Below are 20,938 nucleotides of genomic sequence, written 5' to 3'. Positions count from 1 at the left end.
AAGGGCGTTACATCAGGCCCGTCTTTTCACTGGACGGAAGCCCGTGTCTCAACTCTCCGATCTCTGGTTCGAAACGCGTGTCGCCGCGGAGAGCCTTAAGGACTATTTTTCGGGCGGGCGGCTGCGTCTTGGGGTTGCCGGGCTCTCCCGCTCCGGCAAGACGGTCTTCATCACCGCCTTCGTGCAGCAGCTCACCCGGGCGCTTGCCGCCGGGACGGGCTCGAGGACGCCGCTGCCGCTGCTTCGATTCCTCGCCGAAAACCGTCTCGACGCCGCGCATCTCGATCCGCAGCCGGACTATAATGTGCCGCGCTTTGCCTATGAGGAGCATCTCGCGGCTCTAACGGGCCCGGAGCGACATTGGCCGCTGTCGACGCGCCGGATCTCCGAATTGCGCCTGACGCTCGAATATCGGCGAAAGCCCGGCTCTCTCTTCCATGGCGCCGATCCGACGCGGCTCGATATCGACATCGTCGACTATCCTGGCGAATGGCTCCTCGATCTGCCACTGCTCGGAAAATCCTACGCGCAATGGTCGCGGGAGACCCTCGAGGCGTCGAGCGCCGCGGCGCGCGCGACCATTGCGGCCGAATGGCGCGGGGCAAACGCCCTCGCCGATCCCAAGGCGCGCCTGCGGGAGCCGGTGGCCAGCCAGCTCGCGCAACTCTTCACCCAGTATCTGCGGGCGGCGCGAACCGACCGCTACGCGCTCTCGACGCTCCCGCCCGGCCGCTTCTTGATGCCGGGCGATCTCGAGGGTTCGCCAATGCTGACCTTCGCCCCGCTCGACGTGACGGAGGGCGCGCTCTATCCCCCAAGGAGCCTCGCGAGCGAGATGGAGCGGCGCTACGAAGCTTACAAGGCGCAGGTCGTGAAGCCCTTCTTCCGCGACCATTTCGCGCGGCTGGATCGGCAGATCGTGCTCGTCGACGCGCTCGGCGTCTTGAATTCGGGTCCCGCGGCCGTGCGAGACCTGGAGACGGCGCTCGCGGAGGTGCTCATCGCCTTCCGCACTGGACGCGCGAATCTCTTCAGCTCGATCTTTCGCCCTAAGATCGACAAGATCCTCTTCGCGGCGACGAAGGCCGATCAGCTTCACCACACGAGCCATGACCGCCTCGAGGCGATCCTGCGTCATCTCACGGCGCGCGCGATGAATCGCGCGCAAGGGGTCGGCGCCAAGATCGACGCCGTCGCGCTCGCCGCCGTGCGCGCAACGCGCGAGGCCACGGTTCGGCATGACGGCGAGCTGCTTCCCGCGATCATCGGGACGCCGGTCGCGGGAGAGCGTATCGGCGCGGACGCCTTCGACGGCCTCGCCGAGGGCGCGATCTTTCCCGGCGAACTTCCCGCCGATCCGCGCCTCGTCTTCCGCGGCGACGCGCTGGCGATGAGCGACGAGGAGGCGGACTTCCGCTTCCTCAAGTTCCGGCCGCCCAAAGCGAAGCTCGCCCGCGACGGGGAGTGTCTGCCCCTGCCGCATATCCGGCTCGACCGCGCGCTCGAATTTTTGCTCGGCGATCGCGTCGAGTGATTTACTATTTGACGCTGCGGCCGGCCGGTCGCGTCGCGCGTCGCGACCTTCGAGCGTCTCGGGACCTCACGCCTTCCAGCCGGTCTTTCGCCTTGTCGTCGAGGCGGACTATATAGGGCGTCCGAGAACCCTCGAACCCCCGAGTCGCGAGAACGCAATGCGCAATCCCCCGCCGCAACCGATCCGTCTGAAAGATTATGCGCCGCCGGACTTCCTGATCGACAGCGTCGAGCTTTTCTTTTCGCTGCATAAATCGAAGACGCGCGTGCGTTCGCGTCTCGCCTTGCGACGCAATCCGAAGGGGCGCTCCGGGGCGCCGCTTGTGCTCGACGGAGACGATCTGACGCTTGAACGCGTCTCGCTCGACGGACGGCCGCTCGACCGGGAAGCTTACGAAACCGGCCCTGAGAACTTCAAGCTCGCACAGCCGCCGGAAGGACCATTCATTCTCGAAATCGAGACGCTCGTCGATCCGACCGCGAACACGCAGCTCTCCGGCCTCTATCGCTCCGGCGCGAACTATTGCACGCAGTGCGAGGCCCAGGGATTTCGCCGCATCACTTATTTTCTCGACCGGCCGGATGCTCTCGCCGTCTACACGACGCGCATCGAGGCCGACAAGAGCGAGGCGCCGCTGCTGCTCAGCAACGGCGATCTCGTCGAAGCCGGCGCGCTCGAAGCGGGCCGCCATTTCGCGGTCTGGCGCGATCCCTATCCGAAGCCCTGCTATCTCTTCGCGCTCGTCGGCGGCGATCTCGGCTCGATCTCGCGGGATTTCACGACAAAGTCGGGCCGCAAGGTGAAGCTGTCGATTTTCGTCGAGCACGGCAAGGAGGCGCGCGCCGACTATGCGATGGACGCGCTCGAGCGCGCCATGCGCTGGGACGAAGAGCGTTTCGGCCGCGAATATGATCTGGACGTTTTCAACATCGTCGCCGTCTCCGACTTCAACATGGGCGCGATGGAGAACAAAGGACTCAATATCTTCAACGACAAATATGTGCTGGCCTCGCCGCAGACGGCGACGGACGCCGACTATGCCGCGGTCGAGGCTGTCATCGCTCATGAATATTTTCACAATTGGACCGGCAATCGCATCACCTGCCGCGATTGGTTCCAGCTCTGCCTCAAGGAGGGCCTGACCGTCTACCGCGACCAGGAGTTTTCCGCCGACATGCGCTCGCGCGCGGTCAAGCGCATCAACGACGTGAGAACGCTGCGATTGACGCAATTCGTGGAGGACGCGGGACCGCTCGCCCATCCTGTGCGCCCGGATTCCTATCGCGCGATCGACAATTTCTACACGGCGACCGTCTATGAGAAGGGCGCCGAAATCGTGCGCATGCTGAACACCCTCATCGGCGCCGAGGCCTTCGCACGCGGGATGGAGATTTATTTCACGCGCTTTGACGGGACCGCGGCGACTGTCGAAGATTTTCTCTCCTGCTTCGCGGAGAGCGCAAAGCGCGACCTTTCGCAATTTGCGCGCTGGTATTCGCAAGCGGGAACGCCCGTCGTCGAGGTCGCGACGCGCCATGATCCGCAAACGCGCGTCTTCTCCTTGACCTTGTCTCAATCGACGCCGCCCACCCCTGGCCAGGAGCAAAAGCTCCCGCTCGAAATCCCGATTGCTCTTGCGCTCTTCGACGCGGCTGGAAACAAGCTCGCGCTCGAGACGAACGACGCGAAGGCCGACGAGATCGCGCAGGGTCGGATCGTGCTCTCGAGCGAGACGCGAACCCTGCGCTTCCCCAATCTCGCGGCGGCGCCGTCCGTCTCGCTGCTGCGCGGCTTCTCCGCGCCGGCGCGGCTCGAGCCGCCGGTCGGCGAGGCCGATCTCCTGCGGCTACTCGCCCATGACGACGACCCGTTCAACCGCTGGCAGGCGTCGCAAAGCTTGGCGCTGCGCTCGATCTTCGCGCGCGTGCGCGGCGAGGAGAGGACGGACGACGCTTTCGCCGATGGGCTAGGCCGCCTCATTTCTCAGTCGAACGATCCCGCCTTCACGGCCCTGGCGCTGACCTTTCCGAGCGAAGCCGATCTTGCGCGCGAGCAGGGCGAAGACGTCGATCCGGACGCCCTCCACGCTGCGCGCAAAGCCCTGCGGGAGACGTTGGGGCATGCGCTCAAAACTTCGCTCGCAAAGATTCTCGAACGACTGACCGAGCAGGGCGCCTATTCGCCGGATGCGGCGAGCGCGGGGCGGCGCGCGCTGCACAATGTCGCGCTCGATCTCCTCGCCGCGGGCGACGGCGCGCTCGGGACGCAATTGGCGGAGGCGCATTTCAACGCCGCGCGCAACATGACCGACCGTCTTGCGGCGCTCGGAACCTTGGCGCTTGTCGGCGGGGATGCGCGAGAAAACGCCTTCGCTCGCTTTTATGAGGAATTCGCCGAGGATTCGCTCGTCATCGACAAGTGGTTTTCGTTGCAGGCGACCATTCCGGAGGAAGCGACGACGCGCCGCGTCCTCGATCTCTTGGCGCATAAGGATTTCTCGCTCTCCAATCCCAATCGCGCCCGCGCCCTGCTCGGCGCTTTCGCCGCCGGCAATCCCACGCGCTTCCATGCGCGCGACGGATCGGGCTATGCGCTCTTCGTCGACGCCGTCATCTCGATCGACCCGAAAAATCCGCAGCTCGCGGCGCGGCTGCTCACGAGCCTTCGCTCCTGGCGCACGCTGGAGCCGGATCGCCGCAGGCTGGCGGAGGAAGCGCTACGCCGGGTCGCCGCCGTGCCGACGCTTTCCGGCGATACGAACGACATCGCGACGAGAGCGCTGGCGTGAAACGGCAGGCGCTCCCGCGAATTATCTGCCCGGGCTTTGCGTCGCCTCGAGATATTCATCGACGAAGCGACCGACTTCCTCCCAGTCGGTGTATTCGACGTCCGGCGTCGCGCTTGCTTCGACGCCGCCGGGACGGACGAGGTAACGCAGCAGGGCGCGCTTGAAGTAATCATACTGCGTGTATTTGAGCGCCCCCGCGACCAGCCTGGCCATATACGGCTTCAGACCCGTCTCCTCGAGAAATCCGTCGAGGCATTTTTGCGCCTCGGCGCGGGCTTCGGGGTCGCGATGCGTCATGTTCAGATTGACCGAGAAGAACGCCGTCGGAATTGCATTCAGCCAGCCCAGGTTTTCTTTGACGAAATGAACCAGCGCGCTTTGATGCCGATCGAAATGCACCGAGCCGAGAATGAACGCGCCCGCGTAGACGAGAGGGACCTCCTTGGCCTGGGGCGTTGCGCTGTCGATGAGATCCACCTCCTTGCCGGCCGCGCGCAGTCGCTCCGTGAGGAACTCGCCAATCTTGCGCGTGTGGCCTTCGGTCGTGCCATATACAACCAGTATGGGTTTCATCGGTCGCCTCCCTTTCGAACTCGTCTCGTTGGATGGCGAAGGGACCGACCTTCCGCCGAGCCGACTCGGCGATTGACAGGCCCTTCAGGTCTGCGCTAATGAAAAGTCTGCTTCGGCGCGGCGTTTACGCCGCGTTTTTCTTTGGCGCTCCGCGCTGAGAGCCCGAGGCCAACAAGATCCAAAAGGTCCCAACTGCCAAGAAGCCGGCCGGCGGCACAAGCCGTCAGCGCCGGTATCGAACATGAGGAAGAACAATGTTCGCAGTGATCCGGACCGGCGGCAAGCAATATAGCGTTTCCGCCGGAGATATTATTACCGTCATGGCGCTCGAGGGCGCGGCGGGCGACGCCGTCACTTTCGACGAGGTTCTCCTCGTCTCCAAGGACGGCGGCGCACAGATCGGGGCCCCGACGGTCGCGGGCGCGAAGGTTTTGGGCGAGATCGCCGAACAGGCCCGCAGCCCCAAGTCGATCGCCTTCAAGAAGCGCCGCCGCCAGAACAGCAAGCGGAAGCGCGGCCATCGCCAGGATCTGACGCTCGTCAAGATCACGGCGATCGAGGGCTGAAAATCTGCCGGGCCGCGTGGAAAAATCGCGGATTTTGTGTTTTACTGCCGGCCCGTGTCGCCCGAGGCGACCGAGGCGCAGGCTGAAGAGGTCGGAGAAGAACAATGGCGCATAAGAAGGCGGGCGGCTCCTCCCGCAACGGCCGCGACTCGGACGGCCGTCGCCTCGGCGTGAAGAAATTCGGCGGCGAGTCGGTCATCGGCGGCAATATCATTATCCGCCAACGCGGAACCAAGGTCCATCCGGGCCGCAATGTCGGCATAGGCAAGGACCATACGATCTTTGCGCTCTGCAGCGGCAAGGTCGTGTTCAAAGCCGACCGCGATCGCATGAGCGTCAGCGTATTGGCCGACGCTGCGGCCGAGTAAGGCGGGAGTCTAAGACGTTCCGCCGGCTCCAACCCCCGGCGGACGTTTGGGATCTTCGTTAAGTCTAAAAAGTCCCAAAGCTTAAGAGCAGAGCTCCTGGCGCAGTCCGATTAAGGGTCGAAAAAAGACCCGCGGGGAACGGAAAGCCAAGTCCAGCTTTTTCGTTTCCGAACCGATTCGGTTCCTGCTTGGAGCTTATAGATGTTCCCCGAGATCACGCGCGACGACATTTTCAGGCTGGAGACCCGGCGGCTGTGGCTGCGCTGGCCGCGCGCCGCCGACGCCGATGCGATCGCGCGTTATTGCAACGATCCCGAGGTCGCCCTGAAGACGACCGCCATCCCCTACCCCTATGCGCGCAGCGACGCAGAGGGCTTCGTGCTGCACGCGCGCACAGAGAATGCCGCGGGCGCGGCGCTGCATCTCGCGCTGGCGCTCAAACGCCAGCAAAGCGAAGCGATCGGCATGATCTCGCTGATGGGGGCCGAAACACGCGGCGAAGGCAATCTCGGCTTCGTTCTGGCCCGCAGCGCCTGGGGCCAGGGTCTCATGACCGAGGCGGCGCGCGCCTTTGTCGATCTCGTCCTGAACATCACGAGCCTCGATCACATCGTTTCCTCGGCGCTCGCGACGAACACGGCCTCGCTGCGCGTGCAAGAGAAGCTCGGCTTCGTCGTCACCGGCGAGAAGACGGCGGATGCGCCGGCGCGCGGCGGCGCGCTCCAAATGACCACGACACTGCTGAAACGCGGCGCCGCGCATGCGCCTTATGGCGCACTGCCGGCGAGACGCGCCGCTTCATGAGCTCAAAGCGATGAAATTCCTCGATCAGGCCAAGGTGCATGTGCGCTCGGGCGACGGCGGAGCCGGTTGCGTCTCGTTCCGGCGCGAGAAGTTCATCGAGTTCGGCGGGCCCGACGGCGGCGACGGCGGGCGCGGCGGCGATGTCGTCGCCCTCTGCGTCGAGGGGCTCAACACGCTCATCGACTACCGCTATCAGCAGCACTTCAAGGCCAAGACCGGCGTCCACGGCATGGGCAAGAACCGCGCCGGCGCTCGCGGCGCCGATGCGGTGTTGAAAGTCCCCGTGGGCACGCAAATTTTCGTCGAGGACGAGGAGGAGCCGATCGCGGATCTTACCGAGGTCGGCCAACGCGTCGTCATCTGCCGCGGCGGCAATGGCGGCTTCGGCAACGCCCATTTCACGAGCTCGACGAATCGCGCGCCGCGCCGCGCCAATCCCGGCCAGCCGGGCGAGGAGCGCGCCATCACGCTGCGTCTCAAGCTCATCGCCGACGCCGGACTGGTCGGACTGCCCAACGCCGGGAAATCGACCTTTCTTTCCCGCGTCACGGCGGCGCGGCCAAAGATCGCCGACTACCCCTTCACGACGCTCCACCCAGGTCTCGGCGTCGTGAACCTCGACGGGCGCGAGTTCGTGCTGGCCGATATCCCCGGCCTCATCGAGGGGGCGCACGAAGGACGCGGGCTCGGCGACCGCTTTCTTGGCCATGTGGAGCGCTGCCGCGTGCTGCTGCATCTCATCGATGCGACCGACGAACACGCCGGCAAAGCTTACAAAACGGTCCGGGCGGAGCTCGCGGCCTATGGCGGCGGGCTCGAGAGCAAGCCCGAGATCGTCGCTCTCTCCAAGACCGACGCCGTCGATCCCGACCATCTCAAGAAACAGCGCGAGAGGCTGATGCGCGCGATAAAGTCGGCGGGTCCGGCAATCGCCGGAAAGCCGGCAGCGCCGTTGCTCCTCTCCTCGGCGAGCGGCGATGGCGTCAATGAGGCGCTGCGCGCGCTCCAACGCCAAATCGACGCGCAACGCGGAGCGGCTGAGACGACGGAAGAAGAAGCGCCGGCCTGGAGCCCGTGAGCCGAGTTTCCGGGCTTACCAGCGCAAGAGCGCCGCGCCCCATGTAAAGCCGCCGCCCACGGCCTCGAGCATCACGAGATGCCCGGGCTTGATGCGTCCGTCGGCGACCGCGACGGAGAGCGCCAGCGGCACGGATGCGGCCGAGGTATTGCCGTGGTCCTGGACCGTCACGACCACTTTCTCGGGCGCGATGCCGAGCTTTTGCGCCGACATGTCGATGATCCGGCGATTGGCCTGGTGCGGCACGAACCAGTCGAGATCTTCCGCCGTGAGCCCCGTCGCCTCGAAGGCGTCCTTGACCACGCCCGTCACCTGCCCGACGGCGAAACGAAAGACCTCTTTGCCCTCCATCCGCAGGTGGCCGACGGTCTGGGTCGAGGAAGGCCCGCCGTCGACGAAAAGCTTGGCGCGATGGCGTCCGTCCGAACGAATCTGCGTGGTGAGCACGCCACGATCGCGCGTGTCGCCGCGGCCGGGAACAGCTTCGAGCGCGATCGCGCCGGCGCCGTCGCCGAAGAGAACGCAGGTCGAGCGATCGTTCCAATCGAGGATGCGCGAGAAAGTCTCCGCCCCGATCACCAGCGCGCGCCGGTGCGAGCCGGAGAGCAGGAACTTGTCGGCCGTGGCGACCGCGAACACAAAGCCGGCGCACACCGCCTGAAGGTCGAAGGCTACGCCTTGCGTTATGCCCAGCGCCGCCTGAATCTGCGTCGCGGAGGAGGGGAAGGTGTTGTCGGGCGTGGAGGTCGCCACGACGATGAGATCGATGTCCTCGGGCGCCCATCCGGCCTGCGCCATCGCTGCGCGCGCCGCCTTTGTCCCGAGCGTTGAGGTCGTCTCGCCCTCTCCGGCGATCTGACGCCTCTCGATGCCGGTGCGCTGGACGATCCAGTCGTCGCTCGTATCGACAATTTTCGCGAGGTCGTCATTGGTGAGCGTCTTTTTGGGCAGAGCGCTTCCGACGCCCCGCACGACCGAGCGCAAAATCCCGTCCTTGATCGTCACTTCGCTGCTTCCTGCGCCTGTGCCGCGCGTGGGGCGCCTCTTCCCTCAACGAGCGTGGCGGCCTGTCGAATGCGCGCCAGCAGGTCCTGCTCGACCATCTCGCATCCGATCTCCACCGCGCGCGCGAAACCAAAGGCGTCGGCGCCGCCGTGACTCTTGATCACGACGCCCTCGAGCCCCAGGAACACCGCGCCATTGACCTGACGCGGATCCATCTTCGTCTTCAACTCCGTGAAGGCCGAGCGCGCAATCCAGGCGCCGAGCTTCGTGACGAGCGAGCGCCCCAACGCCTCGCGCAGCAGGGCGGCGAATTGCTTCGCCGTGCCTTCGGCCGTCTTGATCGCGATATTGCCCGAAAATCCCTCGGTCACGACGACGTCGACCTCGCCCCAGCCGATGCGGTCGCCTTCGATGAAGCCGCGATAGTCGAGCATGGGGAGCTCGAGCTCCTTGAGAATCTTGGACGCCTCCTTGACTTGGTCGACGCCCTTAATCTCCTCGACGCCAATATTGAGCAGACCCACACGCGGACATTCGACATTGAGCATGATGCGCGCCATGGCCGCGCCCATGATCGCGAGATTGACGAGATGCACAGCGTCGCCGCCGATTGCGGCGCCCACGTCGAGAACGACGGAATGGCCGCGCAGGGTCGGCCAGAGGCAAGCAAGGGCCGGCCGGTCGATCTGCGACATGGTTCTCAGGCAGAACGTCGCCATGGCCATCAGCGCGCCGGTGTTGCCGGCGGAAACGGCCACTTCCGCCTCGCCCTTCTTTACGGCCTCGATCGCCATCCACATGGAGGAGACCCGCCGACCCTGTCGCAGGGCGATGCTCGGCTTGGTGTCCATGCCAATCGACACGCTCGCGGGAATGATGCGGGCGCGCGCGGCAAGCTCGGGGAACTTGGCGAGCTCCGCCGTGACGACGGCCTCGTCGCCAAAGAGGAGAAACTCGCTGCTTTGATGAGTTTTGAGGGCGCTAGCCGCGCCGGCCAGCGTAACGGAAGGCCCGATGTCGCCTCCCATCGCGTCGACCGCGATCCGAACAGCATTGCCCATCGTTTCGATCCGTGCTCCGCGGCGGCGCCGCAATGCTGTGGCTCCGCCAAATCCTGCCGGAGAGGCGGCGCGAGGACGTTCCATCGTCGCGCTGGAGCCGGACGCCGCGGCGCTGCATGCGCGCGCGGCTCCCTGTTCGCCGGTCACTTGCCATTTGGCGGGGACACACGCAAGAGACTCCTCGCGAAAGAACGCGTTAAGCCTTCAAGCGTCGTCTGTGTCCGCTCCCCGCTTCAAAACGGCGGCGAAGGGATTGTCGTCGGGGATGGCGGGAGCCGGCTCCTCGAACCGGGCGCCAGGCTTGCGGGGATGCGGATCGAGGCCAAGCGTCAGAAACTCGCCCGCCAGCGCGCCAAGATCAATGTGACCGCCAACGAGCGGATCCGCACCGTCGTCGTCGTCCAAACCCATAACGTCGTCGGCGGTCAGCGTCTCGCGCCGGCCGTGCGCGGCTCCCTCCTCCGCCTTGGGCGGGGCAAAGCGCACGGAGACCGGCTCCTCGATGACCGCGTCGAATTCCTCAAGCGTCACCACGCAAGTCTGACGGACCTCCGCCCGAAGGACTCCGACGACCTTGAGGCCGTCCCGCCCGATGCGCGTGATGCGCAACGGCGCCTCGAGCCAAAGCACGCCGGGCAGCGCGTTCAGGCGCGCGAGGGCCGCGCATTCGGGCTCGTTTGCGCGAATCACGATCTCGAGCCCTTCCGCGGGCACGCTCGCCACAGCCAGGGGCCTCGACAAGGGCGGCGCGTCGGCGCGGCGATCGGAGGTCGAATTTTCTTTTTGCTTTACGATTTTCGTCACCGCTGTCCGCCCGCTCCGGCTTCGCCCCGTCTTCGCCACAAAGTAGAGCGATCTCCAATCAGGCGCCAGTCGCTCATCGTCGGCTTGCTTTCGCCCGGCGGCGCGACTACGCCTGCCGAGGCGAAGCCTCTGAGCGACGCGGCCTTCCTCAGCGAGGTTCCGTCGCTCGGACGCGTCCTTAAGGTTTTGAAGCGGAGATCCTCATGGCGTTCGCCCTGCCCATCGTTTCCCGATCCCCGTCGCGCCGAGCGGCGATGGCCCGGCTGGCGATCGCTCTGGCGCTCGCGGCGCCGCTCGGCGGCTGTCTCGGCTATGACGGCGTCATCACCCGCGGCGCCGTCTATGAGGAACGCAAGGTCGCCCAGGTCAAGCCGGGCATGCCCGCCCAACAGGTGCTCTCCACTCTGGGCACGCCCTCCACGACCTCAACCATCGGCGGGGAAGCTTGGTACTATGTGAGCCAGCGCTCGGAACGCTCGCTTGCATTCATGCCCGAGCATATCGTCGACCAGCACGTCCTCGCCGTCTATTTCGACAAGGCGAAGAAGGTTCAGCGCACGGCGGATTACAGCCTGGAGGATGGCAAGGTCATCGACTTCCAGACCCGCGCGACGCCGAGCGCGGGCTCCGAGACAAATCTCGTGAGGAGCATGCTGTCAGCGGCCTCTAGTGTTTCGAACATGATGCCTTTCTAAAGCACTTAATATTCGAGCGAGATTCTTCGAGCGACAAGAAACAAGATCAAAATCTGATCGCCAATCTCCCTCAGGCAAATTCAATCAACTTCAGCATTCTCTTTTGAACAGCATTCCCTTCGAATAGACCCTCGACATTGTTGGTCTGGGCCAAAGCGCCCTTTGCGATTTTCATGGCGCGAGGTCTACCGGCTTTGACGCCATATTGACACGCGCGTAACGACGCCAAGCCAACTCCCTCCTCTCCAAACCGCCGATGTTCCTAACGCCCGGCCCTGCCTTGATTATGGCGCGGGCTGGGCAACGCTTGTCGATTTTTCGCCCACTGGACGCGTTAACGTCCGATTCACCGTAAATCGACAAACGAGGCGCGACGCATGAGTCTGTTCGAGGCCTATTGGTCTTATTCGTACCCTGAGGTTTTAGAGAAGCCGGAACGCAAGATTTCGCCGGCCGAGCGCTTTTTCTGCTGGATCGGCTTCCCGCGCAGCAAGGCCAAGCTTGCCCCTGCCCTTCGCGCACTCTCGGTGGCTGGGTTGCTCGCCGCGGCGATCTTCATCGCGGCCTCGGCGCCACATTTGGCGACGGAAAAGCGAACGAGCCCGCTCGCACGGAGCGCCCGCGCGCCCTCTCCTGTTCTGTCGCTTGCGAAGGCGGACGATTTCCCGCTCGACGCCGATTTCTCGCTCCAGACGGCGGCGCAGACTTGGGACCGTCGGCTCTTCGCCCAGTCCGAGCCTTATGACCCCGAGCTAATGCGCTTCGGGACGCAGAAGGTGCAGCGCTCGATCATCGAACGCGTCGTGAAGGCGGCGGCGGAAACCGGCTCGGATCCGGCGCTGCTGCTCAGCATCGCCGACAAGGAATCAAGCTTCATCCTCAAAGCCAAAGCGAGCACCTCCTCTGCGAGCGGACTCTTCCAATTCATCGATTCGACTTGGATGACGGCGATGAAGGCCTTCGGCTGGCGCCACCTCCAGCAAGAAGCGAAGGCTCCTCAGACGGAGCCCGCGAAGCCCGCGGTCGCCTCGCGCTCCGAGATTCTGAAGCTGCGCAATGACCCTTATCTCTCTGCAGTGCTCGCTGCGGAAATTCTAAAGCACGAGGGGGCGAAGATCTCCGAGGAGATCGGGCGCCAGCTCACCGCGGGCGAGACCTATCTGATCCACTTCCTTGGCCCCGACGACGCACGGCGCTTCATGGCCAAGATGGACCAGGACCCGCAGATTTCGGCCGCCAAGCTGTTGCCGCGGCCCGCGCGCGCCAACAGGTCGATCTTTTTTGCAAGCCTCAACGGCCGGCTGAAGCCGAAGTCGCTGCGAGAGGTCCATGACGCCTTCGAGGCCATGATGATGGCGCGCGTCGACCGCTTCCGCGACGCGGAAGCCCGCGTGCCCGAGGCGGTCGCGGCGGCCAACGCCGCCGGCGCCACAGCCTACGTCGAGGATAAATAGCGAAAGAAGCGCCGTCAGGCGGCGCCGAGCATCAGCTCGAGATTCTGGACCGCGGCGCCCGACGCGCCCTTGCCGAGATTGTCGAGCCTCGCGACGAGCACCGCCTGACGCTTCGCTTCGACTGCGTAAACGAAGAGCTCCATTTCGTCTGCGAAATTGAGCGCGGTCGCGTCCAGTCTGTCGCCAGGAGCAGGGCGCGCCTTCACCCACCGCGCCCCCGCGTAATGACGCCCGAGCGCGGCCTCGAGATCCGAGCCCGTGGGGCGCCCCGGCAGATCGTCGAGCCAGAGCGGGATCGAGACGAGCATACCCTGCCGAAAATTGCCGACGGAAGGCACGAAGAGGGGCGCCCGCGTCAGCCCCGCATGGGCTGTGATTTCGGGCAGGTGCTTGTGATCGAGCCCCAGCGCGTAGAGCTCGAAAGGCGGGGCCGCGCTAGCCTCATAGGCCTCGATCATCTTCTTGCCGCCGCCCGAATAGCCGGAAACCGCATTGATCGTCAGCGGCGCGTCGCGCGCGACGAGCCCGGCCGCGACAAGCGGCGCGAGCAGCGCGATCGCGCCCGTCGCATAGCAGCCCGGATTGGCGACACGGCGGGCGGCGGCGATTTTTTGCGGCTGATCGGCCGAAAGCTCGGCGAAGCCATAGACCCAGCCGGCCTGAACGCGATGGGCGGTCGAGGCGTCGAGGAGGCGGGGCGCGCCCTCTCCCAGCCGATCGCAAAGCGCGACCGTCTCGCGCGCCGCGTCGTCCGGCAGGCAGAGGATCGCCAGATCGACACTCGCCAGCAGCTCGCGCTTGGCCTCGGGATCCTTGCGCCGCTCCGGCGCGATCGAGACAATCTCAATGCCGGCGCGGCCGGCGAGTCGCTCCCGAATCTCGAGCCCGGTCGTGCCCGAGTCGCCGTCGATGAAGATCCTGGCCATTGTCGCCGCCTCGCGTGGGAAGAATGGCGAGGGGAATGCGGCGGGCGGCGGCGCTTGTCAATGCGGCCGGGGCTCGAGACAGGACGATCGGGTGAGCGGTCTTTTGCCCGAGCCTCATCCTGAGAGGCTGTGACTTTTTCGATTGCTGACGCCCACAACTCGTGATTCGCTGGATTCCTTCCAGGGAGCATGAGTCGTGGGCGAGCTTTTTGATGATCTTCCCGTTGTTGATGCGTGCGCGGCGAAAACAACAGGCCGCGCCCGGCTTCGGGAGCCGGTGCGCGATCAGGTGAGCTTACAGGTTTGCGACCTCGACGCCTTGATTGACGAGGATCATCCGGCGCGGATCATCTGGGCATATGCCGCGAAGGTCGATCTTTCCGTCCTCGAAGCGGATGTGAAATCGCGCGAGGGCGCGCCGGGCATGCCGCAAACCTCGCTGCATCTTTTGCTGGCGCTGTGGCTTTATGCGACCGCGCGGGGCGTCGGCAGCGCGCGGGCGCTGGCGCAATTGTGCGAGTGCGCCGTCGCCTTTCGCTGGCTGTGCGGCGGCGTGAGCGTCAATCATCGGCTTCTGTCGGAGTTTCGCAGCCAGCGCGGCGATCTGATCGGCCGGCTGCTGGCCGAGCATGTGGCCAGCCTTTCGGTGGCCGGCGTGATCAGTCTCGGCGAAATCGCGCAGGACGGCGTGCGTTTGCGCGCGAACGCCGGAGCCGCCTCTTTCCGCCGCCGCAAGACGCTGGAAAGTGAATTGGCGAAGGCCAAGGCGCTGGTGGAGCGCCTGTCCAAGGACGAAGACGACGATCCCGGCGCTTCGGGCAAGCGCCAAAAGGCTGCGCGCGAACGGGCCGCGCGCGAGCGGCAGGCGAAGGTGGAAGCGGCGTTGGCGGCGCTTTGCGAAGCCGAAAAGCTGCGCGAGAAGCGGCAAAAGACCAACAAGAAGGAAACGGAGCGGCAAAAGGAGCCGCGCGCCTCCACCACCGATCCGCAGGCTCGGGTCCTGAAGATGGCCGATGGCGGCTTTCGCCCTGCTTATAATGTGCAGTTTACCAGCTTGCCCGAGACCGGCGTGATCGTATGTGTCTCGTGCGAAACGATCGGGTCGGATCGGGGCTTGGCCGAACCGATGGCGCAAAGGATCGAAACGACCTATGGGCGGCGCGCGAAGGTCTATCTGGTCGACGGCGGTTATCTGGCGGCGGAGGACATCGATGCGGCGGCGCGGGCCGGCACAGATTTTTATTGTCCGCCGCTCAAGTCGAAATCAGGGCGCGACCCCTATCTCGTCCGCCCGGGCGATACGCCTTCGGTGGCCGCGTGGCGCGAGCGCATGGCGAGCGACGAGGGCAAAAGAACCTATCGACGCCGTTCACGCTGCGAGCTTGTCCACGCCAAACTCCGCAACCTCGGTCTCGACCGCCCGTTGCTTCGCGGCAAGGAAAAAATCGAGACCTTGATGCGCTGGTTTAGCCTGGCGTCCAACATCCTGACCGAAGCGAGGCTGCAGACCGCCTAAGCGCATGCAAAAAACCAGAAAGCAGTGGCGCGCCGCAATAAAAAAGAAGCACGCCACCCCCCACATCTCACGCCGCTCACCCTCCTCGCAATTAAGTCACAGCCTCTGAGGAGCGCCCACGGGGCGCGTCTCGAAGGATGGGGCTGCGCAGATCTTGCGATCTTATCCATGCTTCGAGACGCCCGCTTCGCGGGTTCCTCAGGATGAGGTCGCGGGGAGCAAATGTTCACCCGATCGCCCCTACTTGCCGCCCACGACGTGCGGGTCCTGAGCATGAGCCGATGCATCGCAGGGATAGCCAACCATGCAGGCCGTCGCGGCGAACAGGATCGTGACGACCTTCATGAGATTGATGCTGAACATGGACCCCTCCCCGTGATCGACGGTCGCTCTCTTGCGGAGCCTCAACACGGTAGGGATCTGTTAATCTAGGCGCGTTGCGCGAACGCACACACCGTCCAGAGCTAGGAGCGATGCGCGGCGCTGGGGTCTTCCAAGCAGAGTGACCCTGAAGCGAAGAACTCAGGCTTCAGCGCTCTACCCTCGCCCGCAATATTCCCGGTACCAATCGACGAAAGCCGAGACGCCTTGCTCGACACCGGTCGAAGGCCGGTATCCTGTCAGCCGCTCCAAGAGCGCGCAATCGGCGTAAGTTTGCGGCGCGTCGCCTCTCTGCATCTCGAGATAGTTGCGAATGGCTTTCTTGCCGAGCGTCTTCTCGACGACCTCGATAAAATCCATGAGCGACACGGGCTCGCCGCGGCCGATGTTGACGATTCTATATGGCCCCCAGGGCGAGACGCCAGGATCGTCCGTCTCGCGCGTCGGCGGCCGATCGATGAGGCGCGCGACGGCTTCGACCAAATCGCCGATGTAGGTGAAATCGCGCGACATGGCGCCATGGTTGTAAATGTCGATCGGACGATCGTTCTCGATCGCCTCGACAAATTTGAAGAGCGCCATGTCCGGCCGTCCCCAGGGTCCATAGACCGTGAAGAAGCGGAACATCGTCGTCGGGATCGACCAGAGATGCGCATAGCTATGCGCCATCGCCTCATTGGCCTTCTTCGTCGCGGCGTAAAGCGAGAGCGGGTAGTCGGCCTTGTCGGTCTCGTGGAACGGGACCTCAAGATTGCCGCCATAGACAGAGCTCGTCGACGCGATGAGAAGGTGACTCGGAGCCGAGCGACGCGCCATTTCTAAGACGTTGAAGCCGCCGACCAGATTGGAGTCGACGTAAGCGCGCGGATTTTCGAGGCTGTAGCGCACGCCGGCCTGCGCCGCGAGATGCACGATGACGTCGGGCGAGGCGGCCTCGACCGCTTTTTCAAGCGCCGACATGTCCTCGAGCAGGGCGACGTCGATGCGAAAATTGGGCGAGCTCTCGAGGATCGCCAGACGGGCCTTCTTGAGCGCCACGTCATAATAGGGTGTCACGCCGTCATAGCCGAAGACGAGATGGCCTTGCTCGAGCAGCAGTCTGGATAGATGGAAGCCGACGAAGCCGGCGGCGCCCGTGACGAATATCCGCATGGCGCCCCTGGGGTTAGCCTTCCGCCGCGCGCGGCGGGCCTGTTCTTCGCCGACGCTTCGCCGGCCTGTCAAGATTGCGCGTGGCCAACGCCCTTGGAGACGGCTTTGGCCATGACAAAAGCGCGCCCATGACCTAGTCTCTGAGCTTCCGAGCCCTGCCGACGCAGTTCAACTTGCGGATACCTCATGCGCCTTGCCGCCGCTCTCCTCCTTGCCCTTTCGACGCCGGCGCTGGCCGGCGATCTCAACGACTATCCGACCGCGGCGCGCGCCGATTACGTCTTCGCCTGCATGAAGTCCAACGGCGAGACGCGACAAGCGCTCGACCAATGCTCCTGCTCGATCGACGTCATCGCGTCGATTCTGCCCTATCAGCGCTATGTCGCGGGCGAGACAGTCGCCAGCATCAACCAGCAAGCGGGGCAGCTCGGCAATATGTTCCGCAACACCGCGGTCGTGCGCGACGCGCTCGACGAGTTGCGCCGCGCCCAGGCGGAAGCCCAGGTGCGCTGCTTCTAGATCAAGGCGAAAACGGCTCTCAGAGCGAAGCTTGGCGCTTTCGGACGGACCAGGATGGACGAAGCTTACGATGTTCTGATCATCGGCGCGGGCCCCGGCGGTTACGTCGCGGCGATCCGCGCCGCGCAGCTCGGCTTGCGCACCGCTGTCGTCGAACGCGAGCATCTGGGCGGCATATGCCTCAATTGGGGCTGCATCCCCACGAAAGCGCTGCTGCGCTCCGCCGAAGTCTTTCACCTCGCCGGCGCCAGCGCGGAATTCGGCGTCTCGCGCGACGCGCCCGTCGCGGACATCGTCAGGATGGTCGCACGGTCGCGCGAGGTCTCCGGTCGCCTCAATGCGGGCGTCGCGTTTCTGCTCAAGAAGAACAAGGTGGACGTGATCTTCGGCGAGGCGAGGCTTGTGGGCGCCGGCTCCGTCGAAGTCGCCCCGAGCGCCAAGCCTCCGGTCCTCCCGCAGGCGCCGCCGCCCAAGGGCGCCTTGGGGCCGGGCCGTTATCAGGCTCGCCATATTATCGTCGCGACGGGCGCGCGGCCCCGAATGCTCAAAGGACTTGAGCCGGACGGCGACCGCATCTGGACCTATTTCGAGGCGATGAAGCCGCAGCGGCTGCCCGCTTCGCTCCTCGTCGTCGGCGCGGGCGCGATTGGCGTCGAATTCGCGTTCTTTTACCGCGCTCTCGGCGTGAAAGTGACGCTCGTCGAAGCCCTGCCGCAGATTCTCGCCTCCGAAGACGCCGAGATCGCCGCCTTGGCGAGAAAAACCTTTGAGCGCCAGGGAATCGAGATTTTGACCGCGACGACCGTCGCGGCGCTCACGAAAGAGCCAGGCGCGCTGCGCGCCACACTGCGTCAAGCGGACGGCTCAACCCGCGAGATCGAGGCCGAGCGCGTGCTTTCGGCGGTCGGCGTCTCAGCCAATGTCGAGGGATTGGGGCTCGAGGCTCTCGGCGTCCGGATCGAGAAGGGCGTGATCGCGACCGACGGCCTGGGGCGCACCAGCGTGCCCGGGATCTACGCGATCGGCGACGTCGCGGGCGCGCCAATGCTCGCGCACAAGGCCGAGCATGAGGGAGTCGCCTGCGTCGAGGCGATCGCCGGCGTGGCCACGCATGCGTTGGACAAGAGCCGCATCCCCGGCTGCGTCTACACGAGCCCGCAGATCGCGTCGGTCGGCCTTACGGAGGCAAAGGCGAAGGAGACGGGGCTCGGGCTCAAGATCGGACGCTTTCCGTTGCGAGCCAACGGCAAGGCCATCGCGCTCGGAGAAACGGAAGGTCTGGTCAAGACGATCTTCGACGCGGATTCGGGGCGGCTTCTCGGCGCGCATCTCTTCGGGCCCGAGGCCACCGAGCTCATTCAAGGCTTCGTGATCGCGATGAATCTCGAAACGACCGAGGAGGAGCTGATGCGCACGATCTTCCCGCATCCGACATTGTCGGAAGTCATGCATGAAAGCGTGCTCGACGCTTTTGGGCGCGCCATCCACATTTGAACCCGGCAGAGGCGTCAGGCTGTAGCGTCCATTTCGCCAAACGCTGACGACGTCGACAACTCAGTTTTTATATTCCGCCAGGCAGTCCCCTTCTTTCTCGGGTCGTTGATAGTGGCTTGGGCCCTCGGCGCTCACCAGGGACTTGTAAAAGGACTGCTCGTCGAGCGCCTTGCGGATCTTGAGGACGCGCCCGTCGATCTGGCAGCCGAGTATCGCATTGGCGTGCCATATGTGCGAGAGGCCGGCGCGCGCGTTTACGACATGCGCGCGGCGCGTTTCCGCCTTCTGGGTCTCTTGGCTGGCGATCGCCTGATCGAGCTCGTTCTTTACATGGGCATAGCAATTGTTCAGCGCCGCGAAGAGATAGCCGGCGGAGACAGCGAAGGTCATCTCCAGTTTCTGCCCATCCTGCAATTGGGTGCAATCCTCGCGCGACGCTCTCTGCATCGGATTTTCCATTCCAACGGCGAAAGGCGAATCGATATAGTATTTCAACTGCGACATGAAATTCGTGAAGCTCACCTCCCACGCCCTGTTCGAGGCGAGCAGGCGCTGATTGGCGGCCTCCCAGCTATCCCGGCCGGCGCTTTGCCGCTCGACGAGATCGACGGCCTGAGTGAGCGCGGAATAACGCTCATTCGTGAGCGTTGCGACTTTCGAGCCGATCGTCAAAGCGTTTTGCATGTCGGCGTTCACGCGCGCATTGCGATTCTCGTTGCTCCAGGTGCGCTGCTGGAAATAGGCGCCGATGAGCGATCCGATGAGCGGCACCAGCACGACGCCGCCAAGCCCATAGACGAGCTTATTTGCGAGCGATTCTCTCGGCGGCGCGGCTTTCGGCGCTTCGCTCTCGTTCTCCGCCATGATCGTCGCAATCCAACAGGGTCGTGGCAAGCAAGGCGCGACGCGCTTCGCTTCTTCGTCGCGACGGAGCCTAAACGCGGGGCAAAGTCTGCGTCAAGACAAGCTCTCGAGCGCGTCCCGATCGCGCCTCGCGCTCGCCTTTCGCGATGCTCGCTCTTGCGATCTCCCGTCGGCGGCGCTAACCCTGACCGCGTTTGCGGACGTGGCGAAATGGTAGACGCAGCAGACTTCAATTGGAGCGCCCGCGGGGAAATCCGCGGTGTGGAACCGCCCAAATTCGGGGAAAGCTACCGGCTCTCAGCCCATGCCAATCCCGAGCCAAGCCGCGGCGCGCCGCGGAAGGTGTAGAGACTAGACGGGGGGCGCCTAAAGCCTGGCAGGCCACGGCGAAGGGATAGTCCAGACCACGAACGCTTTTGGAGCGGCGGCGAAAGCCGAAGTGGCAAGAAAATCTGCTTCTCGAAAAGGGAGTGCGGGTTCGAGTCCCGCCGTCCGCACCAGGGACTTCAGGAAGATGGATGAGAGAGCGACCGACCGCTCCAAGGCAGCGAGAATTCGGCCCGGCCGAGATGCGTGTCGCGAAAGCCAGTCGGATATTTGAGACCGAAGCCCAGAGCGCGATCGAAGCCGATATGAGCTATGTGAATAAGCGCAATTTGAATCAGTAGCGGCTTGCCGGAAATGTAGCCCAGCACGACAAGCACAAGCGGCACGAAGGTCACGTGCAGGCAATTATAGGCGACCGCGCCGAGGCGCGGCCCTACGAGATAGACGATCATGGAAAGATCGGGCGCGAGGAAGAGCGCGGCGAAGAGCCACCAACTGCCGCCAGTGCGGCTGTAGGCGAAAACCGCCACGCCCGAAAGAGCCGCGCCCTCCATGGCGAGCAAGACCCGGGTCCAATCGAGCGCGCTTTCCGGCGCCCCGACCGATGCCTGCCTCACGCCGCCTCTTCCCCAATCTGCTGAGGCCCGGAGTCCTGACCCTTGGCGGTCACGTCGCGCTCGACGAACTCGATCACCGCGAGAGGGGCGTTGTCGCCATAACGGAAGCCCGCCTTCAGCACGCGCGTGTAGCCGCCCTGGCGTTCCTTGTAGCGCGGGCCGAGCACATCGAAGAGCTTCTTGACGAGCGAGGGATCGCGCACCTGCGCGATGGCCTGGCGACGCGCATGCAGATCGCCGCGCTTGCCGAGCGTGACAAGCTTCTCGACGACAGGCCGAAGGTCCTTGGCCTTGTAGAGCGTCGTGACAATCTGCTCATGCTTGATGAGCGCCTGTGCGAGATTGGCGAACATCGCCTTGCGATGCTCATGCGTGCGCCCAAAGCGGCGCTTGGCGTTACGATGATACATTG

The 20,938-nt window shown here is 64.6% G+C and carries 21 protein-coding genes; 11 read left to right on the top strand and 10 right to left on the bottom strand.

Annotated elements, in window-relative coordinates; genetic code table 11:
* Nucleotides 1–43 precede the first annotated feature (43 nt).
* Entirely contained in the window at nt 44–1,534 is a 1,491-nt protein-coding gene (locus tag QMG80_RS08480; protein WP_085772427.1) for a YcjX family GTP-binding protein, read from the top strand.
* Between the two features lie 157 nt (nt 1,535–1,691).
* On the top strand, nt 1,692–4,322 hold the full coding sequence (gene pepN, locus QMG80_RS08475; protein ID WP_085772426.1) for an aminopeptidase N: 2,631 nt from the start codon (nt 1,692–1,694) through the stop codon (nt 4,320–4,322).
* Nucleotides 4,323–4,343: 21 nt separating this feature from the next.
* Here the strand turns inward: pepN and QMG80_RS08470 are convergent, their stop codons facing one another.
* The gene (locus QMG80_RS08470; protein ID WP_085772425.1) at nt 4,344–4,895 is read right to left on the bottom strand and encodes a flavodoxin domain-containing protein; all 552 of its coding nucleotides are present in this window, start codon (nt 4,893–4,895) and stop codon (nt 4,344–4,346) included.
* Nucleotides 4,896–5,149: 254 nt separating this feature from the next.
* Here QMG80_RS08470 and rplU point away from each other — a divergent pair, with 254 nt between their 5' ends.
* The 4 genes from rplU (at nt 5,150) to obgE (ending at nt 7,711) form a co-directional block, all read left to right on the top strand.
* The gene (gene rplU, locus QMG80_RS08465; protein ID WP_085772424.1) at nt 5,150–5,461 is read left to right on the top strand and encodes a 50S ribosomal protein L21; all 312 of its coding nucleotides are present in this window, start codon (nt 5,150–5,152) and stop codon (nt 5,459–5,461) included.
* 104 nt (nt 5,462–5,565) lie between these two features.
* Nucleotides 5,566–5,829 carry a 50S ribosomal protein L27 gene (rpmA, locus tag QMG80_RS08460; RefSeq protein ID WP_085772423.1) on the top strand — a complete coding sequence of 88 codons (264 nt, stop codon included), beginning with the start codon at nt 5,566–5,568 and terminating at the stop codon, nt 5,827–5,829.
* A gap of 201 nt (nt 5,830–6,030) precedes the next feature.
* Nucleotides 6,031–6,633: a GNAT family N-acetyltransferase gene (locus tag QMG80_RS08455; RefSeq protein ID WP_085772422.1), complete on the top strand. Its 603-nt coding sequence runs from the start codon at nt 6,031–6,033 to the stop codon at nt 6,631–6,633.
* A 10-nt stretch (nt 6,634–6,643) separates the two neighbouring features.
* On the top strand, nt 6,644–7,711 hold the full coding sequence (gene obgE, locus QMG80_RS08450) for a GTPase ObgE (protein WP_085773760.1): 1,068 nt from the start codon (nt 6,644–6,646) through the stop codon (nt 7,709–7,711).
* Nucleotides 7,712–7,726: 15 nt separating this feature from the next.
* On the opposite strand, the gene QMG80_RS08445 is transcribed toward obgE, so the two are convergent.
* The 3 genes from QMG80_RS08445 to QMG80_RS08435 all read right to left on the bottom strand — a co-directional run bounded on the left by QMG80_RS08445 (nt 7,727) and on the right by QMG80_RS08435 (nt 10,581).
* Complete coding sequence (locus QMG80_RS08445; RefSeq protein WP_085772421.1) at nt 7,727–8,716, bottom strand: beta-ketoacyl-ACP synthase III; 990 nt, start codon at nt 8,714–8,716, stop codon at nt 7,727–7,729.
* Nucleotides 8,713–9,777 (bottom strand): phosphate acyltransferase PlsX, encoded by a 1,065-nt coding sequence (plsX, locus tag QMG80_RS08440; RefSeq protein WP_085772420.1) that lies wholly within the window; start codon nt 9,775–9,777, stop codon nt 8,713–8,715. Before plsX ends, QMG80_RS08445 begins: the two co-directional genes overlap by 4 nt.
* 204 nt (nt 9,778–9,981) lie before the next feature.
* On the bottom strand, nt 9,982–10,581 hold the full coding sequence (locus tag QMG80_RS08435; RefSeq protein ID WP_245299941.1) for a YceD family protein: 600 nt from the start codon (nt 10,579–10,581) through the stop codon (nt 9,982–9,984).
* Nucleotides 10,582–10,784: 203 nt separating this feature from the next.
* Between QMG80_RS08435 and QMG80_RS08430 the strand changes: the two genes are divergently transcribed.
* Together QMG80_RS08430 and QMG80_RS08425 are read left to right on the top strand one after the other, a co-directional pair.
* Nucleotides 10,785–11,276: an outer membrane protein assembly factor BamE gene (locus QMG80_RS08430; protein ID WP_085772419.1), complete on the top strand. Its 492-nt coding sequence runs from the start codon at nt 10,785–10,787 to the stop codon at nt 11,274–11,276.
* A gap of 377 nt (nt 11,277–11,653) precedes the next feature.
* Nucleotides 11,654–12,730 carry a transglycosylase SLT domain-containing protein gene (locus QMG80_RS08425; RefSeq protein ID WP_085772418.1) on the top strand — a complete coding sequence of 359 codons (1,077 nt, stop codon included), beginning with the start codon at nt 11,654–11,656 and terminating at the stop codon, nt 12,728–12,730.
* Nucleotides 12,731–12,744: 14 nt separating this feature from the next.
* Here QMG80_RS08425 and argC read toward each other — a convergent pair whose 3' ends face one another.
* On the bottom strand, nt 12,745–13,656 hold the full coding sequence (gene argC, locus QMG80_RS08420) for an N-acetyl-gamma-glutamyl-phosphate reductase (protein ID WP_085772417.1): 912 nt from the start codon (nt 13,654–13,656) through the stop codon (nt 12,745–12,747).
* 196 nt (nt 13,657–13,852) lie between these two features.
* Here argC and QMG80_RS08415 point away from each other — a divergent pair, with 196 nt between their 5' ends.
* The gene (locus tag QMG80_RS08415) at nt 13,853–15,172 is read left to right on the top strand and encodes a transposase (protein WP_085770069.1); all 1,320 of its coding nucleotides are present in this window, start codon (nt 13,853–13,855) and stop codon (nt 15,170–15,172) included.
* Between the two features lie 240 nt (nt 15,173–15,412).
* Here QMG80_RS08415 and QMG80_RS08410 read toward each other — a convergent pair whose 3' ends face one another.
* On the bottom strand, nt 15,413–15,535 hold the full coding sequence (locus tag QMG80_RS08410) for a hypothetical protein (protein ID WP_280949988.1): 123 nt from the start codon (nt 15,533–15,535) through the stop codon (nt 15,413–15,415).
* A gap of 174 nt (nt 15,536–15,709) precedes the next feature.
* On the bottom strand, nt 15,710–16,705 hold the full coding sequence (locus QMG80_RS08405; RefSeq protein WP_085772416.1) for an NAD-dependent epimerase/dehydratase family protein: 996 nt from the start codon (nt 16,703–16,705) through the stop codon (nt 15,710–15,712).
* Nucleotides 16,706–16,891: 186 nt separating this feature from the next.
* On the opposite strand from QMG80_RS08405, the gene QMG80_RS08400 reads away from it, so the two are divergent.
* Together QMG80_RS08400 and lpdA are read left to right on the top strand one after the other, a co-directional pair.
* Nucleotides 16,892–17,224 (top strand): hypothetical protein, encoded by a 333-nt coding sequence (locus QMG80_RS08400; protein ID WP_085772415.1) that lies wholly within the window; start codon nt 16,892–16,894, stop codon nt 17,222–17,224.
* Nucleotides 17,225–17,278: 54 nt separating this feature from the next.
* Complete coding sequence (gene lpdA, locus QMG80_RS08395; RefSeq protein ID WP_085772414.1) at nt 17,279–18,718, top strand: dihydrolipoyl dehydrogenase; 1,440 nt, start codon at nt 17,279–17,281, stop codon at nt 18,716–18,718.
* Nucleotides 18,719–18,778: 60 nt separating this feature from the next.
* Here lpdA and QMG80_RS08390 read toward each other — a convergent pair whose 3' ends face one another.
* The 3 genes from QMG80_RS08390 to rplQ form a co-directional block, all read right to left on the bottom strand.
* Nucleotides 18,779–19,582, bottom strand: coding sequence for a hypothetical protein (locus QMG80_RS08390; RefSeq protein ID WP_085772413.1), 804 nt, complete (start codon nt 19,580–19,582; stop codon nt 18,779–18,781).
* A 506-nt stretch (nt 19,583–20,088) separates the two neighbouring features.
* Nucleotides 20,089–20,463, bottom strand: coding sequence for a DUF4260 domain-containing protein (locus QMG80_RS08385; RefSeq protein WP_085773758.1), 375 nt, complete (start codon nt 20,461–20,463; stop codon nt 20,089–20,091).
* 59 nt (nt 20,464–20,522) lie between these two features.
* Entirely contained in the window at nt 20,523–20,936 is a 414-nt protein-coding gene (gene rplQ, locus QMG80_RS08380; RefSeq protein WP_085772411.1) for a 50S ribosomal protein L17, read from the bottom strand.
* Nucleotides 20,937–20,938 lie beyond the last annotated feature (2 nt).

Source organism: Methylocystis bryophila, from assembly GCF_027925445.1.
GTDB classification, from domain to species: domain Bacteria; phylum Pseudomonadota; class Alphaproteobacteria; order Rhizobiales; family Beijerinckiaceae; genus Methylocystis; species Methylocystis bryophila.
The sequence above is the reverse complement of the archived record's forward strand: the minus strand, read 5'-3'. Positions and strand labels throughout refer to the sequence as shown.

What these genes read in the sequence shown, in the direction of transcription:
- pepN (WP_085772426.1), top strand. Translation starts at nt 1,692, where the DNA reads ATGCGCAATCCCCCGCCGCAACCGATCCGTCTGAAAGATTATGCGCCG.
- QMG80_RS08470 (WP_085772425.1), bottom strand. Translation starts at nt 4,895, where the DNA reads ATGAAACCCATACTGGTTGTATATGGCACGACCGAAGGCCACACGCGC.
- rplU (WP_085772424.1), top strand. Translation starts at nt 5,150, where the DNA reads ATGTTCGCAGTGATCCGGACCGGCGGCAAGCAATATAGCGTTTCCGCC.
- rpmA (WP_085772423.1), top strand. Translation starts at nt 5,566, where the DNA reads ATGGCGCATAAGAAGGCGGGCGGCTCCTCCCGCAACGGCCGCGACTCG.
- QMG80_RS08455 (WP_085772422.1), top strand. Translation starts at nt 6,031, where the DNA reads ATGTTCCCCGAGATCACGCGCGACGACATTTTCAGGCTGGAGACCCGG.
- obgE (WP_085773760.1), top strand. Translation starts at nt 6,644, where the DNA reads ATGAAATTCCTCGATCAGGCCAAGGTGCATGTGCGCTCGGGCGACGGC.
- plsX (WP_085772420.1), bottom strand. Translation starts at nt 9,777, where the DNA reads ATGGGCAATGCTGTTCGGATCGCGGTCGACGCGATGGGAGGCGACATC.
- QMG80_RS08430 (WP_085772419.1), top strand. Translation starts at nt 10,785, where the DNA reads ATGGCGTTCGCCCTGCCCATCGTTTCCCGATCCCCGTCGCGCCGAGCG.
- QMG80_RS08425 (WP_085772418.1), top strand. Translation starts at nt 11,654, where the DNA reads ATGAGTCTGTTCGAGGCCTATTGGTCTTATTCGTACCCTGAGGTTTTA.
- argC (WP_085772417.1), bottom strand. Translation starts at nt 13,656, where the DNA reads ATGGCCAGGATCTTCATCGACGGCGACTCGGGCACGACCGGGCTCGAG.
- QMG80_RS08410 (WP_280949988.1), bottom strand. Translation starts at nt 15,535, where the DNA reads ATGTTCAGCATCAATCTCATGAAGGTCGTCACGATCCTGTTCGCCGCG.
- QMG80_RS08405 (WP_085772416.1), bottom strand. Translation starts at nt 16,705, where the DNA reads ATGCGGATATTCGTCACGGGCGCCGCCGGCTTCGTCGGCTTCCATCTA.
- QMG80_RS08400 (WP_085772415.1), top strand. Translation starts at nt 16,892, where the DNA reads ATGCGCCTTGCCGCCGCTCTCCTCCTTGCCCTTTCGACGCCGGCGCTG.
- lpdA (WP_085772414.1), top strand. Translation starts at nt 17,279, where the DNA reads ATGGACGAAGCTTACGATGTTCTGATCATCGGCGCGGGCCCCGGCGGT.
- QMG80_RS08390 (WP_085772413.1), bottom strand. Translation starts at nt 19,582, where the DNA reads ATGGCGGAGAACGAGAGCGAAGCGCCGAAAGCCGCGCCGCCGAGAGAA.
- QMG80_RS08385 (WP_085773758.1), bottom strand. Translation starts at nt 20,463, where the DNA reads ATGGAGGGCGCGGCTCTTTCGGGCGTGGCGGTTTTCGCCTACAGCCGC.
- rplQ (WP_085772411.1), bottom strand. Translation starts at nt 20,936, where the DNA reads ATGTATCATCGTAACGCCAAGCGCCGCTTTGGGCGCACGCATGAGCAT.